Here is a 16472-nt window from a genome sequence, read left to right on the forward strand (position 1 = left end):
TGTGCATTCAGCTCTCAGCTTTTATATAAATAATATGGCTACAGAAGTTAAGTGCCCAAGTTGTGGTTTCGGTTTTCCGATAGAGGAGGTAATGGCCGAGGAGTATAAAAAAGAGCTCAGGGTTAAAATGATGGATTATACCCGTCAAAAAGAAGAAGAATACCGCAAAAAGGATGAGGAGTTTTTAAATAAGGAGCGCCAGCAGCAGGCAGCCTTTGAACAAAGGCTTAACAACGAAAAAAAGCAATTGCAGCAAACGCTTGAAGACAACCTGCGTAAAACCATAAGCCAGGATTTTGAAAACCAGCTTGTACTTCTCAAAAATTCAGCCGCTGAAACAGAGGAAAAACTAAAACTATCACGCCAGAAAGAGCTGGAATTTTTGCAGCGCGAGAAACAACTGCATCAAAAGGAAGAGGAAATGGAGCTTGCAGTGCAGCGCAAGCTGCAGGAGCAGCGGAACGAACTTACCGATCAGATCCGCAAGCAGGAAGCAGAACGCCACAGCATAAAAGATACCGAATACCAGCTAAAGGTAAAAGAGCTTGAAAAACAGCTTGACGACCAGAAGAAACTGGCTGATGAAATGAAGCGCAAAGCCGAGCAGGGTTCTATGCAGCTGCAGGGCGAAGCCCAAGAGTTGATACTGGAAGAGTTATTACGCAATTATTTCCCGTTCGATATCATAAGCGAAGTAGGTAAGGGCGTACGCGGTGCCGACTGCGTACAAACCGTGCGTAACCAGTTTGGCCAGGAGTGCGGCCGCATTATTTATGAAAGCAAGCGTACCAATGCTTTTTCGGCAGACTGGATCGAGAAGCTTAAAAAAGACATGCGCAGCATGGGGGTTGATGTAGCCGTTATTGTAACCCAATGCTACCCAAAAGGCATGGATTGTTTTGGCGAGCGTGACGGGGTTTGGATTTGTAGTTTTGATGAGGTGAAGGCAGTATCCTACATTTTAAGAGATGGGGTGATGAAATTATCAAACCTGGCCAAATCACAGGATAATAAAGGTGATAAAATGCACCTGTTGTATGATTACCTTACCAGCAGCGAGTTTTCGGAGCAATGGAAGGCTATTCGTGAAGGATATATGAGCATGCGCCAATCCATTCAGCGCGAACGCGATGCCATGGAAAAACTCTGGAAAGCCCGCGAAAAGCAATTGGATAAAGTGCTGCTAAGTGCCGCTCACATCCGCGGCAGTATTGAAGGGATTGCGGGGAGTGATACTATTCAGCTTAACCTTACCGATGATGAGGATGCGTTGCTGTTGGAGTAATTAATGTAGTTTCAGTCGGTCCATATACTACCGCAAACGTCGCCGCTTGTGGTTATCATGCAGTGTCATGCGGATTGCTTGCAAATTGATAACCTGAACCTCGGCTATAAGTGAAGGCCTGGAATCAAATGTTCTTAATTACCGAAGGATGATATTTTGTGAGTTTTTGCCGCCCTATTTTGGATAGTGCACTTGCATGGCAATTATTTTGATCGCCTTGTCAGTATATCAATTTTTGCGCTAAATACAAAGGCATGAAGCAGGGCGATATTAACTCAATTAATCATATTATAAACAAAGAAATAGACAACACTCATAACAAACCTGCTAATAAAAATAGCTTTTACTTAAATTAGCTGTTTACATACTGAACCTTGCCTGTACATCCAAATGAAAGTTAATTTTATTAACGGTTTAATTTTACGCTCGGCTGCTTTGTCGTACAGGCAAAAGCTTGATAAAAAAAACTTGCTTACATTATGGAATGACAGGTTAATCAAAGAAAGTATTTACCTGGCAAGTAAATCGCTTTATAATGAACTGGATGCTTTTTTTGCAAACGGGCAGCAAACGAAAGCTAAAGAAGCTCAATTACTATCAAGTTTTTATAAATATATGGCCCGTATGTCAAACCGGGCTACGCCGTTTGGGCTGTTTGCGGGTTGTTCATCGGTTTACTGGGGGGCTGCAAATAAAGTAAAACTTACGGCAAAGTTCAGGAGACATGCAGTGCCCGACGCTGTGGTGAGTTTCTCGCTTGCCAAACAAATTGAAAATGCCAATCAAATATCTGCAGGATATAAGCTAAATAATACCCTTTATAAAGTTGGGGGCGATTTACGATTTATTACTTATCAAATTATTGATAACCAAAGGGTTTACCAGGTGAGCGCCATTGCCTGCAATGAGGTGCTTGATGACATAATTACCGTTGTTGGTGATAAAATATGGAATAAACAACAACTGCTCGAAAAATTCCCGGATTTTGAGCCTGATGATTTCATTGTGTTTATTAATGACCTTATTGAAGGGCAACTGCTAAAACCGGCATTTGAGCCGGCAATAGGGTATGATTTTCCAGTCTTTTTGCAAAAGACTGATGATCCGGGATTAAGGGATACCATTAATGAATTGGTCGATTTGCTTAATAAAATTAATAATGGAGATGTTGAAAGCTCAAACTGGTTTTCGTTATATACTGCTATTGAACAAATTACTAATCACATAACCGGCAGGGAACTTAAAGACCAGGTGCATGTAACCAGGTTTAACGAGCTGGAAAGCCGGGAGCTTGGTCAATCATTGCAATGGAAAATAACTAAGGCGATTGCATTGCTTAATAATGTGAGTGCTGTGGCTCCCAATAAAAGGATTGAGCAGTTTAAAGGCAGGTTCGGGAAAAGGTATGAGGAGCAGAGCGTACCGCTCCTGGAGGCATTTGACACCGATACGGGAATTGAATACGGGCAATGGTATGAGCATGAAACCCTTTTTACAGAAGGGCTGTATACCGGAAGCGAAGGGGGGCCTTCATGGGTGGATTATACAGAGATAGATTTTAAAATGCTTAATCTGTTAAACCGCGCCAAAATTGAAAAACAGTATAAAGTTATTATACCTGATAATTTTGCCAGGGAACGCAGCCCGGATCATTTGCCATTTTCCATGTCGGCGGTTTTTCAGCTTTTTGAAAACGATATGGTATACCTGGAGAGAGTTACCGGGCCCGGCGCTTTAAGCATGATAGCGCGGTTTGCAGTTGGGGATGCCGAAATTTATAAAACAGGTTTAGAGATAGCGGCAAAGGAGATCGCCAACTGCCCGGATGCCATGTTTGCCGAAGTGATCCATATGCCCGAAGAACGGATCTTAAACGTCATGATGCACCCGCCTTTCTGGCCCCATGAACTGGCTTATATTGATGATGCCAAGGGAAGTTCAGTTTTGAGGCTTGACGATATCTACATAAAGCTTGAGCAGGGCGTTTTTAAATTGTTTTCAAAAAAACATCAGCGGGAAGTAGTTCCGCGCTTAAGCAGTGCTTATAATTATAACAGGTCGCAGCACCCCATTTACACCTTTTTGTGCGATATCCAGCATCAGCGGGGCAATGGCAGCTTAAGTTTTAACTGGGGGGCACTCTCTACAGATTTTGTGTTTTTTCCACGCGTTGAAACCAGCTTTGGCGTTATCCTGCACCGTGCCACCTGGAAGTTTACGCCCGCTATTTTGGGTGAACTTTGCAAGGCTGAAAAATTCATGGATAAATTCGGCGATTTGTTTAACAGCTTTAGGAATGAGTGGTTACTGCCCGATAAATTTTATATAATAAAGGGCGATAATGAATTACTGATTGATACTGAAAATGAGATTAGTATACAGGTACTTGCAAAGGAAATAGCAAGGCAGGACCCGGTTTTGATTTTATCTGAGTGTATTCACCTTCAGCATGAGGCTATTGTACAAGATGTGGATGGCGATCCTTACATGCACCAGTTTGTTGCACCCTTCCATTTCGATAGGCCTTTGAAGCCCCCATATTTCCAATATATTGAAAATACGCTTCAGCGTAATTTTTTTCCCGGCAGCGAGTGGTTATTTATCAAGCTATATCTCAGCAGTAATATCGCCAACGAGGTGCTGTTAAAATTGGATGAACTGTTAAATTATTCGGGTACTGTTAAAATAAAACAATGGTTTTTTATCCGGTACCATGACCCGGATAATCACATTCGGGTTAGGATTAATTTGCTTAAGGACGGTGATTTTCAGGATGTTTACCTGGCTGTGCGCGAGGTGTTGTCGCCATTTTTGACAAGCGGGCAGCTTCATGTTGTACAGCTTGATACCTACGTGCGCGAACTGGAACGTTACGGGCAACAAATTGAACAAGCCGAGGGCCTTTTTTGTATTGAAACTTCGTTTTGCTGCAGCGTATTCAGGCTGCTTGAAAGCAACCGCTATGATACCGAAGACTGGCTCCTGATTTTTTGGCTGATCAAAGATTACCTAAACCTGATGAGCAATAACCTAAACGACCAACTGCAATTTGTTGAAAGGCAGCAGGCTTATTTTTTTGCCGAATTTGATGATAAGGCGGTTAAAATACAGATTGATCAGTTATATAGAAAATATCATGGCAGCCTCAATAACCTGCTTTTAGCATATGATGACCTGCTTCGGCAAAAAAGAATGCAGGTAGAATTACTGCTGCAAAACTACACTATTGATTGGAATGCGAAGTTTTTGAGCAGCGTGATCCACATGGCAATTAACCGCTATTTTAGCAGCCGGCAGCGCCTGCATGAATGCATCTTGTACGGGATGCTCTTAAAGTTCCTTAAATCGGAAAAAGCCCGGAACGGGAAAGTATAGCTTACTTAAACATCTTGTTATTGAGCAGTGCGAAAAAGCTGTCGCGGTAAGTAACACCTATGGGGATCTTTTCTTTGATCTTATCAAAGATCACCATGTTGCCATCAATAGCTTTAATGCGTTTTAAAGCGATAATGTAGGATTTATGGGTCCGCGCAAAATTTTCCTGGGGCAGGGTGTCAACCAAGGTTTTCATGCTCACCAATGAGATATGCCGTTCATTTTCTGTAAAAACCGAACAGTAATTTTTAAGTCCTTCTATATAAATGATATCCTCAAAGTTGATACGTACAATTTTACCGTGATCGGTTTTCAGGTAAAATGAGTCGGGCTTTGGCTGCAGGTCAATTACCGGCGCTGGCTTATTAGATGAAAGCAGTATTAGCTTGTCAAGGGCTTTTTGTGAAGCCTGTAAAAACCTGTCGAAAGCGAAGGGCTTAAGCAGGTAATCGAGCACATTGTTTTCAAACCCCGCCAGCGCAAATTCACTAAAGGCTGATGTTATGATGATCTCCGTGCTTTTCGGTAGCATTTTAATCAGGTCGATACCCGAAAGCTCAGGCATGTTTATATCAAGAAAAATGAGGTCAGTGGCTGATCCTTTTAAATATAATAGTGCTTCAATAGGATTGGTAAACGTTTCGGTAAGGTTAATAAAAGGCACTTTTGATATAAAATCGCTTAAAATATCAATGGCATAAGGCTCGTCCTCAACTATAATACAGTTAATTACTTTCATGATACTTTAAAGGCATGGTAAGTTTGCATTCATAGCTGTTGTGCGTTTCATCCACCAATAATTCATATCCGTCCCGGCCATATTCATCGGTTAATCTGTCGCGAATATAATTTAATCCTATCCCGTTCGACTGTATTTTGTTAACGCTGTTATTGTTTTTATAATTAAGCGAATAAAAATGCAGCTTCCTATCTTCAACAGTAATGCTCAACACAGCCTCCTTTGTACTTTGATTGAAAATGCCGTGCTTAAACATGTTTTCGATGAGGGTAATTAAAACCAATGATACTACCTGATACGGAATAACACCGCTTTCGATACTTATCTTCATAAAAAAAGCTTTGCTGCGATCTTCATGAATTTTTATGAAGTCTTTGATATAGGCAAGCTCACTTTCCAGGCTGCTAAACCCGTCCTCATTTTTGGTTAATGCATACCGCATAATGTTTGAAAGTGTAATGATTGACTGCCCTACTTCCGGGAGTTTCTTATAAGTTTCAGCATATAAAAAGCCGAGCGTATTAAATACAAAGTGCGGATTGATCTGTGATTTTATTACATTTAGTTCGGCTTGAAGGGCTTTCTTTTCTAATTTTTGCCGCTCCTCAAGCATTTGAGCCTTTTCCAATCTGTGCTGTGCAGCCTCGCGCTCTTTTAATATTACCTCTTTGGCAAAACCATAAGCTACGCCCATTACAGCAAAGTAAATAGAGCGCATAACAAATGTCAGAATCCTGGCGGGGGTTCCATAAACCTTAAGTGAACTATGCTGGAAAATGATGAGCGAAAATGCTTTTAAGTAAGCGGATACTACAATGATAGCTGCGGAAACAACAAGGGTTGCTGTTACTAATAACAATTTGTTGTTGGTTTTTTTATTGAGGAATTTATAAAAGTTCCAAATACCATAAAATACTCCGGCATTAACCATGAAGGCAACAATGGTGTTAAGAAACTCAACTTCCACGCCGGCAAAATAAACAACCACTTCTTCATAAAGTACATAAGTAATCCAAAAAAGTAGATGCTGAAATATTGCTTTTAGATTTTCCTTATTCACGATAAAGTCCTCTGTCATTTTTTTCGTCACTCTTAAAAGCGGTTTTGGTCATTCGGAAAGGGGCATTGGTACTAAATTTTTTCTCGGTAAAAGCCTGTTAACCAAATTTATACTATCTGGGTTAAATAATTAACCATTTACAGCCATTTAAAAGTTTAAAATTATGAAAAATCACGACAAAGCAACCTTGCCAAAAATCCAAATTAAACAGGTACAGATACTCAATAGGGTTTTAAATAATAACGTAGCAAAATATGCCAATCAAGCCTGTTTCATGCAAACAACTACCGAAACAGGTACTATAACGGCTACTGCAACAGGCATTATTTAGTTTAGTCGCCCCGGATGCTGGTATCAGGAAAAAAATGAACGGAGTGTTTTTCATCAATGAGGTTATTATCAATAGCCAGCTGTCATGAAAGCGACAAAATTATCCGAGCAATATAAATTTTCATCAGGCCTGATGTTCAGGTTTCCTGCATTTGATTGCGTGGAAGCAATTGATAAAGAAACTATCAGGGCATTCACAAAAGATGAATTGTTTATGCAGGCGCTTTGGCTTACCTCTAAAGACTTGTATGAAGCGGTTTTGCATATAGATGATATTACAGATGCGAAAAAACTGGAGAAGCTTGAAATAACCTTAGCCAAATTTATTAACAGGAGCGCCACCGGCACCAATCCATCAGGGTTATTTGCAGGTTGCGCTCCTGTTACCTGGGGGAATACGACCGATTTACAGCTTGGTAATGCTTACCAGCATGTAAGGCTTAATGTTGCCGTAGCGGTTAATTTGAACGGCCAGATTTTAAATAATCGCCTCATACGGACATTGTTAAGTTACAAGGTAAATAAAACAATGTATACCTTAAACGGGACCTACCGTAAAATTGACCGTCAAACTGTAAACCGTGGTAAATACAAAGCATCGCCGGTAAAGATATCTGACGATCTGCAGGCGGTTATCGGGTTTTGTGAAAACGCCAGGACATACAATTCGATAGGCTTATTTATAACGCAAAAACTTGGCAAAAATCCGGAATGTGCCGCTGCTTTTTTGGATCAATTGATTAAAAACCAGGTTTTGTGGAGTGAGCTTGAACCGTGTATTGACAGCGGGGAATACCTTGACCAGGCCATTGGCATTTTTACCCGGTTGGCATACCAAAGTGCACAGGCACAAAGCTATTTGTCAAAACTGAATACCGTTAAGCAGGTGCTAACAGGCACCGATAATGTAATTACAAAAAATAATAAGGTTGCTATGATTTTGAAAGATTTACCAGGTGATGCCTCACAGGGGACATTGCTGCAGGTTGATTATTTTAGGCAGGCAGATTCGGCTACGCTTGATAAAGCTTATGCTGATAAATTGCTCGATGCCATTGATCTGCTTAACCGGATCACACCCAGGCATCAAAGTAAAAACCTGGAAACGTTTATAAAACGCTTCCGCGACCGGTATCATGAGCGGGAGATTTTGCTAACAGAAGCGCTTGATCCTGAAAAAGGTATCGGTTATGCCATAAACTGTTATACAGAACCATCTGGCTTTGCAGCTGATAAGGAAGATCTGCAATATACCAGCGCCGTGAAGTGGCTTATCGGGCAAATTGTTAATAACCCCGGGCAGGAAATTATCCATTTGCAAAAGTCACAGTTTGAAAACGTTAAGGCTTACGATGATGAGTTGCCCCCAAGTTTTTCGGTAATGTTCCGAATTTCGGGCCATGATGAGCCCTTGCTGTACCTTGAACATTGCGGGTGGCCGGCCGGTACCTCCATGTTTGGCCGTTTGGCTAATGCCGAGCGGAATTTTGGCCAGATCCTTGATGAAATAGCCGAAACAGAAGCCCGTATTTATGAGCCGGCTATAGTTGCCGAAATTGTACACTCGCCTGATGACTGCTTAGGAAGCTTTACCTCTGCGCCGTACCGGGGCTACCAGTTTCAAACACCGGTAAGCGCTGGTGACCAGGAAGTTAATATAACAGATCTGCTCGTATCTGTTAAAGGAAATAATGTTGTGCTGCGTTCGGCCAAATTAGGTAAACGGATTATTCCCCGCTTAAATACAGCATATAATTACGGAATGACAGCTTTACCTGTGTACCGGTTCCTGGCCGATCTGCAATGCCAGGATTTAAAATACGAGCTTGGGTTTAATCTTGACATATTACCTAAACTTGGGGTAACCAAAACGCCAAGGGTAGTTTATGAAGGCGTAATATTAGCCTTAAAAACCTGGTACATAAACAATGCTGATTTACAGCAGCTGTTAAAAGAACTGGCTATTGATTACAGCGAAGCATGGGCGAAGTTTGTTAGATACTGGGATTTGCCCGAGGCTTTCGTTTTTACAGATATTGATAGTGAATTGGTTGTACATACCAACAGCAGGCTTGAGGTTGCTGCATGGCTTTCGTCATGCAAGAAAAAGAATGAAATTATTTTAAAGGAATACATTGGCGAACGCGATAATGTCATGCTTAAAAAGAAGGATGAAAAGCTTATCGGTAACCAGTTTGTCGCTGTTTTAAAGCGGGACGAAAAAGTAGCCGGCAAGTATACCAGTATGGGGCCGCTTAGCACAAACGTGGCCAAACGCCAGTTTTTCCCGGGTGATGAATGGCTGTATGTAAAACTGTATTGCGGCATAAACACTGCCGAACATGTGATAGGCAATGAGCTGATACAGCTAAGCAAAAAGCTTTACCACGAAGACCTGATTGATCAATGGTTTTATGTACGATATGCTGATCCTGAACCTCATATTCGTTTCAGGGTCCATCTGGCTTCTGTATTTGCATTGGGCAGGGTCATTCAAAATATTAACAATTGCTTTTCGGCCTTAATTAAATCAAAGCAGATCTGGAAGGTGCAGTTTGATACCTACGAGCGCGAACTGGAACGCTATGGGGAGGCGTCGATTGAACTTGTTGAACAGTTGTTTTTTAACGATAGCCTTGCCATAGCCAGCCTCATATCAAGAGCGGATGTGACCGAAAACTTTGAAGAGGTGAGGTGGCTCTGGGGGCTGTTATCAATTGACAGGCTGTTGAATGATTTTGATTTTCAGATCGAACAAAAAAACGAGCTTATGGAGCTGCTTGTAGCCTCATCATATCCGGACGTTAATTATGATAACCTGCTTTCAAAGCAACTGACTTTTAAATACAGGCATTACCGCAACAAGATTGAGGGCCTTTTTGCCGAAGGTGCCGCGGTTGCAGGCAACGACCTGCTCAGGTACCGGAGTTTAAACAACAGACCGGCAGCTTTATTGCTCGCCGAGCTTATTTCATCCGAAACGGTACCGCAGGATTTGAACCTGCTTGTGATCAGCCTTATTCAAATGAGTATGAACCGCTTGTTTAAAACCAGGCAGCAGGCTCACGAACTGGGCGTGTACGATTTTCTGCTGCTTTATTATAAATCAGTTTTGCAAAACAAAGAAACGGATTACAACAATAAATATATTGGCGGGGTTGTAAATGATTACATGACAGGCAGGCCGTATCTTCAATAAATAATGGTTAAGTACCCTGAAATACTATTTTAACCTTCCCTACACAAATCTATTAAGCCTTCTGCTAACGCGGAAGGCTTTTTGTTTTATATAAATGTTTCGGTCATTATTTTCTTAATAAAAGTTTAACAGAAATTCCAGCGGCCTACCAATATTATAAATGTATTTTTAACCCCAAAATTACCTGAACCCGGGAGGTAGCTTTTACATTATGGAAAGAAGATCAGCATTAAAAAATATAGGCGGCCTGCTTCTGGCGCCTTCATTAGCACTTGGCAATACAACACCAGCTGCAAAGCCATCATTACGAATAGCCCACATTACCGATGTGCACCTTAAGGATAAGTTTGATGCCCCTGCCAGGTTTACCAGGTGCCTCCATCACCTGCAGCAGCAAACGCCAAAGGTTGACATGGTATTGAATGGCGGCGACATTGTTTTTGATATGAACAAGGAAAACATCGGCACCATCAATGATCAATGGAAGCTGGTGCAAAACATCATGAAAAATGAATGCAGTTTGCCCGTTCATTATTGTTTGGGCAACCACGATATCTGGTGGTACGAGGACGACAAGGGACAGGCCATCTACGGAAAAAAATACGCTTTGGATAAGTTACAGCTTGTAAAGCCCTACTACAGTATGGTTAAGAATGGCTGGAAGGTTATTGTGCTGGATAGTGTGCATTTAGATATTGATAATACCTGGTATATAGGTAAGCTGGGCGAGGAACAGCTTAACTGGCTCAACGATGAGCTGAAAGCTACGGACGCCAATATGCCGGTAATGGTTATGTCGCACATACCGATATTGACGGCTTTACTGATGATAGAGGATGATATTGTAAACAAGTGGACAATGCTTGGCGGCGATATGCATACCGATACGGCTAAGATCATTAACCTGTTTTACCAGCACCCCAACGTAAAGTTATGTGTGAGCGGTCACCTGCACATGCGCGATAAGGTGGTTTATAACAATGTTACTTACCTGTGTAACGGCGCCGTTTCCGGTGCCTGGTGGGAGGGGAACCGCCGGGAAACAGCCCCCGGCTATGGTTTGATAGACCTGTATGCCGATGGTACTTTTGAAGAAAAGTATGTGAATTATTAAAATATAAAAAAGGGGCAGGCTAAATCAAATAGCCTGCCCCATAGCATATATATGTTGGTTGTTTAGAGCTGGAGAATACTTTTAAACTTTTCGGCATAATCATTAAGCTGTGTAATTATTTGACCGCATAGTTCTTTTTGGTTGCCGTTTTGAGTAATGGCTGCCATATTATTGAGAAGTTGCATACTGATCTGCACATCGCGCGGACTTAACCGGCCTGTATCTTTTTGCAACTGATGGTAGTTATAATCAAGCTGATCGGTTAGGTAGCTGTTAACACTTTTGATCAATTTATTACCCAGCTTGGCATAGTCCAACTTATACGAGGTATCGGCCATTGTTATTTTGCCTTGTGCCGTCATAAAGTTAGGGTTGATGTCGGGCATTACCTCTTCATATTTGTGCAGGGTATTAAGTGCCAGGTTACGATGGCCTTCTTTCAGTAATGTCGCCGACAGATCAGAAAAAGCAGAAACCATTTGAGGGAAAAACATAGTTGTTGATTGCTGATCAAGGTATTTGGCTGTTTTGAAATTGCCGAACTTAAACTTATCCATCATGTTGCTGTACATCACCAGGCTGTTGATCTTTGAAAGCTGATCTCTTAACGATGAATCAGTTTTGAAAGGCAATAGGCGATAGGTAAAACCTTCCTGGTACAAATATGGCTGTAAGCCAACCATGCTTGTTTGCCCAATAGATGTAGTGAAACAAATTGGCCGTTTCCAGTCGTTATGGGCAAGTATATCTATCATGGCAAGGTTTTCTTTGGTGATATAATTGGGAGGGAATTTCCATTTCATGGTATCCGTAAGTAAGCCTTTTTGCTCGGGCGTGATCACCTTATTTTTCATTACACCATCAGCATTAACTGCCAGCTTGAAGTTTTTGGTAGGCAAATAATTTTCGGTTGTGCCGTTGGTGTATTCAACATGCGTACGTTTATCATCCGAAGTAATAAAGTCAAATATCTCTTTTACATCAACATAGCCCGGTATTTTGGCATCATTATACCTGATCACATCACGGGTGCCCAGTTTATATTTATCAAAGCTCATGGTGATGGGCAGTGCGTCGGCCTGGTTTATTTTGCGTTGCATTTGCCTTACCGACCAGTCGGCGCTTAACAGGCTCAGGTTTACGATGCGTACATCAGGCCGAATGTTTTCTACCTCCTGGTCATACCATAGCGAGTAGGTGTCGTTATCACCCAGGTCAAATAAAATAGCATTTTTAGGGCAGGACATGAGGTAATTGTAAGCCATGTCATGCGCCGCCATTTTGGTTGAGCGGTCGTGGTTTTTCCATTCTTTACTTGCCAGCAAAACAGGGCCAGCAATTGTACAAATAATAAAAGCGCCAATAGTGGCAAACCTCGGGCTGATCTTTTTAGGCACCATGTCAATCAGCGCTATCAATCCTAAACCAATCCAAATGGCAAAGGCATAAAACGAGCCCACGTACGAGTAATCGCGTTCACGGGGCTGTACAGACGGCTGGTTAACATATAATACTATAGCCAACCCGGTGAAAAAGAACAGCAACGTTATTACCAGCGCGTCTTTCTTTCGCTTCTTGAAATGGTAGAGCATGCCTAACAAGCCAACCATTAATGGCAGCGCATAAAGGGGCGTATAGGTAACATTATTCAATACAAACTTAGGCGTATTGGAGGCATTGTTGAACAAGCCCGATGTCCAGTTGCCGCCGATGCCATTCATGTTGGTTTGGCCTTCCATATCATCATCATTATAGCGGCCAACAAAATTCCACATAAAATAACGCCAGTACATCTGGTACATTTGCCAGCTGAACATCCATCTTAAATTATCCGAAAAGGTAGGCGTAGCGTTATCGCTCAATTGCAGCCAGTTGCGGTAAAACTGGGCATCCTGGGCGTAGGTGGTATTCTCCTCTGTCGACCACATGCGGGGCAGAATGCTGGTGTGGTCATAAACATAATTAGGCTTATTGTAAGCTACCTCGTATTTGCTCTTTCCTTTACGATAAAGCGGTGTACCGTCGGTAACATCTGTTATTTTGGCATCGAAGTAAGGGCCCTTAAGCAATGGTGTTTCACCATATTGGGTACGGTTAAGATATTCATACATCGTAAAGGCATCGCTGGGGTGTGAGTTGTTAAGGTTGGTGCCCGCCGATGCCCTGATAGGGATGTAAACAAAAGAGCTGTAACCAAAATAAACAAACACAACGCAAAGCAGGCTTATATTTAAAAGATGTTTCTGCTTGCGGATGCTGTACCGGATCCCGGCGATAAGCAAGCCGATGATCAGCAAGAAAAAGAACAATACGCCGCTGCCAAAACCAAGTCCAAGGCTGTTTACAAAAAATAGATCGAACCGGGCGGCGAGGCCTATGGTATATCCCCTGATGCCAAACTGAACAAAGGCCAGGATAAGGATGCTTATAGCGAATGCCAAAAGCCCGCTTTTAACACTGATGTTTTTATGCCTGCGGAAATAATAAACCATTACCAAAGCAGGTATGGTTAATAAATTAAGCAGGTGAATGCCGATAGAAAGGCCGATTACATAAGCTATAAAAACCAGCCACCTGTCGGCACGTGGTTCATCGGCAACGGCATCCCACTTTAAAATAGCCCAAAATACTACTGCGGTACATAATGACGACCATGCAAAAACAATGGTTTCAACTGCCGAAAACCAAAAGGTGTCGGTAAAGGTAAATGCAAGGGCGCCGGTTAGCCCGGCACCCATTATTTGTAAGGTTTGGGTTGTATTAACAGTAGTATTTTTTGTAGCAAGGAGTTTTTTAGCAAGGGCGGTTATGCTCCAAAATAAAAACATAATGGTAGCCCCGCTGGCCAATGCCGAACCCAGGTTGGTAAAGTAGGCAACTTTTGTCCTGTCGCCCATCGAAAGCAGCGAGAAGGCCTTACCTATCATGGCAAAAAGAGGGTAGCCCGGTTGGTGCGATACCTGGAGTTTATAGGCGCAGGAAATAAATTCGCCGCAGTCCCAAAAACTTACGGAGGGCTCTAAAGTAAAGACGTAAGTTACGGATGCAAGGGTAAAACAAAGCCAGGCCAAAAGGTTGTTGATCTTATTGTAGCTCATGATAAAGTGTAAAAGTTTTTTTCAAGTAGTTAATACCAAATTAGGGCTTAAAATTGGTAACGTATTGAAATTTAACACTTTTAACATTTGTTAACACTTGGAGGGTTGAAGTGTTAAATGGTTGTTAAAACAAACCCTTCCCCCAAATATGCGTTAAGCATAGGTGGTTTTTATGCGGAAGCTAAACGATTTGTTTTATGAAGATTGAAAAGTTTTATGACCAGGTTTATATATGGGTGATTCGCTATGCACCCAGTTTTTTGATTGGGCTGGTAGTTTTATTCATCGGCCTTTGGCTGATTAATATGTTGTTGAAATGGTGGCAGGGCCATATGCAAAAAAAGGAAATAGATCCTACTATTAAACCCTTTTTGCAGAGCCTTGTAGGGGTTGTATTGCGTGTGTTGCTAATTTTAGGAGTTGTGCAGATCATGGGTGTGCCCATTACTTTGTTCACTGCACTCGTGGGTGCCTTTGGTGTAGCCGCTGGTTTAGCGCTTTCAGGTACTTTGCAAAATTTTGCAAGCGGTGTGTTGATACTGCTGCTCAAGCCCTTTGTTGTGGGCGATAATATCATAGCTCAAGGCCTTGAAGGAACGGTTATCGCTATCCAGATCTTTTATACCATTGTTAAAACCTTTGATAACCGAATAGTTATTATGCCTAACAGTAAACTCTCAAACGAGGTGATCATCAACATCAGCAGGGAAGGCACCCGCAGGCTTGATATCGAGCTGAAGTTTACCAATAATATTGATTTTAATGAGGTGAAGTCGGTCATTAACTCTTCTATCGATAAATCAAAAAATATATTGGAAACTCCGGACAGGAGGATAGGTATTGCCAGTTTAGATCCTGATGGTTATCGTGTAGGAGTTAATGTTTGGGTTCATGCGCATGGTTTCCAGGATACCAAGCTGGCCGTACAGGAAAATATTTTGCAGGATTTGAAAGCTTCCGGGGTTAAAATACCAGGTTTATAAAATATGTACGCATGGATAATTTAGAAAATAAGATCACGGTGATTGTTGAAACGCCTAAAGGCTGCGGCCATAAGCATGATTATGATGCCATCACCATTCAGTTCAGGCTTAAAAAACTACTGCCGGCCAGTATGGTTTTTACATCAAGCAGGGATAGCGCTCATCGCCCCGAGAAGAAAAAAGCGTAATGTTATCATTTATAAAAGCGCCTTTGCTTACCAGGCAAAGGCGCTTTGCGCTTCTAAATTCTGAAGAGCTATTTACTACATTATAATGAAACTGCCATTGTTTTTTTGGCATCGGCTTCAGCCCGGCTCATTTGTTTAATATGCTCACGATGGTTCATGCCCCATTCGCGTAATTCCGAAACAACCTTACCAAGCGTATCGGCATATTCGGTACGTTCATAAATTACAGTTACCGGTGTGGTATCATAAACAGTCCGTTTAACAAAGCCATTTAGTTCAAGCTCCCTTAACTCTTTCGAAAGTATTTTAGGCGTGATGCTTTCCAGGTCGCGCTGAAGTTCCTTAAACCGTTTAGGGCCGGTCATTAGGCTTACCAGCATTGGCAGCTTCCATTTGCCGTTTACTACATAAAGCGTATCGCGTACTGCGGTTACAGAAGCTTTGCAGGTCTCTTTATTGTGAATGATTTGTTCGTTGTTCATACTCGCTATCCTTAACGATACCGGTATCCTTTAGGATAGTAGTATCTTTTTAATAGCAAAGGTAGCTAAGTTTGCGGTAAATAATTCATTAGATGAAAGCAACTAAAATTTTTTACTGGATCCTGAGCGCTATTGTAGCATTGATGATGGCTTTTTCATGCTATTCATACTTAACGAAGCCCGAAATGGCTGCAGCCTTTCATCATTTAGGCTTCCCTGATTATTTTAGAGTTGAACTGGCAATAGCCAAGCTTATCGGTGCAATATTACTATTGGTACCAGTGCCTGCCAGGTTAAAAGAATGGACTTATGCGGGATTTACTTTTGTATTTGTTTCTGCGTTTATCGCACATACCGCATCCGGCGATCCGGTAGCAAACCGTGTGATGCCGTTGGTGTTTCTGGCGATTTTGGGAGGATCGTATGTGTTATATTATAAGAAGCAGAAGTAATGTGAGATATGTTTCTACCACGTCATTGCTGTAACCATCAGGTAGCCAAAAAAGCGTGATGACAGGTAAAATATATTTTGGCGGTGTTGCACGTGGGCTGCGTTAGTGATTGCAGTGTAAAGCCCGGAGCGCGCAAAGGGGGTGCGGGTAGGAAAGGTGAGGACTTG

The 16472-nt window shown here is 41.9% G+C and carries 12 protein-coding genes; 8 read left to right on the forward strand and 4 right to left on the reverse strand.

Features of this window, described 5'->3' with window-relative positions; genetic code table 11:
- The first annotated feature begins 34 nt into the window (after nt 1-34).
- Together BLS28_RS05410 and BLS28_RS05415 are read left to right on the forward strand one after the other, a co-directional pair.
- A complete protein-coding gene (locus BLS28_RS05410) occupies nt 35-1285 on the forward strand; it encodes a DUF2130 domain-containing protein (RefSeq protein ID WP_176844376.1) in 1251 nt (416 codons plus the stop codon).
- A 390-nt stretch (nt 1286-1675) separates the two neighbouring features.
- Complete coding sequence (locus BLS28_RS05415) at nt 1676-4660, forward strand: lantibiotic dehydratase (protein WP_091163262.1); 2985 nt, start codon at nt 1676-1678, stop codon at nt 4658-4660.
- Between the two features lies 1 nt (nt 4661).
- On the opposite strand, the gene BLS28_RS05420 is transcribed toward BLS28_RS05415, so the two are convergent.
- A complete protein-coding gene (locus BLS28_RS05420) occupies nt 4662-5399 on the reverse strand; it encodes a LytR/AlgR family response regulator transcription factor (protein ID WP_090523820.1) in 738 nt (245 codons plus the stop codon).
- Nucleotides 5386-6477 (reverse strand): sensor histidine kinase, encoded by a 1092-nt coding sequence (locus tag BLS28_RS05425; RefSeq protein ID WP_091163263.1) that lies wholly within the window; start codon nt 6475-6477, stop codon nt 5386-5388. The genes BLS28_RS05420 and BLS28_RS05425 overlap by 14 nt, the downstream gene beginning before the upstream one ends.
- A 145-nt stretch (nt 6478-6622) precedes the next feature.
- Between BLS28_RS05425 and BLS28_RS30735 the strand changes: the two genes are divergently transcribed.
- From BLS28_RS30735 to BLS28_RS05435, 3 genes are all read left to right on the forward strand, one after another.
- On the forward strand, nt 6623-6790 hold the full coding sequence (locus BLS28_RS30735) for a hypothetical protein (protein WP_176844377.1): 168 nt from the start codon (nt 6623-6625) through the stop codon (nt 6788-6790).
- A gap of 84 nt (nt 6791-6874) precedes the next feature.
- On the forward strand, nt 6875-9988 hold the full coding sequence (locus tag BLS28_RS05430; RefSeq protein WP_091163264.1) for a lantibiotic dehydratase: 3114 nt from the start codon (nt 6875-6877) through the stop codon (nt 9986-9988).
- A gap of 211 nt (nt 9989-10199) precedes the next feature.
- Nucleotides 10200-11102 carry a metallophosphoesterase family protein gene (locus tag BLS28_RS05435; RefSeq protein WP_091163265.1) on the forward strand — a complete coding sequence of 301 codons (903 nt, stop codon included), beginning with the start codon at nt 10200-10202 and terminating at the stop codon, nt 11100-11102.
- Nucleotides 11103-11164: 62 nt separating this feature from the next.
- Here the strand turns inward: BLS28_RS05435 and BLS28_RS05440 are convergent, their stop codons facing one another.
- Nucleotides 11165-14200, reverse strand: a complete 3036-nt coding sequence (locus tag BLS28_RS05440) for a glycosyltransferase family 117 protein (RefSeq protein ID WP_091163266.1) — start codon at nt 14198-14200, stop codon at nt 11165-11167.
- Between the two features lie 197 nt (nt 14201-14397).
- Between BLS28_RS05440 and BLS28_RS05445 the strand changes: the two genes are divergently transcribed.
- Together BLS28_RS05445 and BLS28_RS30740 are read left to right on the forward strand one after the other, a co-directional pair.
- Nucleotides 14398-15183 carry a mechanosensitive ion channel family protein gene (locus tag BLS28_RS05445; protein WP_091163267.1) on the forward strand — a complete coding sequence of 262 codons (786 nt, stop codon included), beginning with the start codon at nt 14398-14400 and terminating at the stop codon, nt 15181-15183.
- 11 nt (nt 15184-15194) lie between these two features.
- Nucleotides 15195-15371: a hypothetical protein gene (locus tag BLS28_RS30740; RefSeq protein ID WP_176844378.1), complete on the forward strand. Its 177-nt coding sequence runs from the start codon at nt 15195-15197 to the stop codon at nt 15369-15371.
- Nucleotides 15372-15451: 80 nt separating this feature from the next.
- On the opposite strand, the gene BLS28_RS05450 is transcribed toward BLS28_RS30740, so the two are convergent.
- Nucleotides 15452-15853 carry a winged helix-turn-helix transcriptional regulator gene (locus BLS28_RS05450; protein ID WP_090523849.1) on the reverse strand — a complete coding sequence of 134 codons (402 nt, stop codon included), beginning with the start codon at nt 15851-15853 and terminating at the stop codon, nt 15452-15454.
- 92 nt (nt 15854-15945) lie between these two features.
- Here BLS28_RS05450 and BLS28_RS05455 point away from each other — a divergent pair, with 92 nt between their 5' ends.
- A complete protein-coding gene (locus BLS28_RS05455) occupies nt 15946-16305 on the forward strand; it encodes a DoxX family protein (RefSeq protein ID WP_091163268.1) in 360 nt (119 codons plus the stop codon).
- Nucleotides 16306-16472: the final 167 nt, after the last annotated feature.

It is taken from the genome of Mucilaginibacter gossypii, from assembly GCF_900100945.1.
GTDB lineage: Bacteria > Bacteroidota > Bacteroidia > Sphingobacteriales > Sphingobacteriaceae > Mucilaginibacter > Mucilaginibacter gossypii.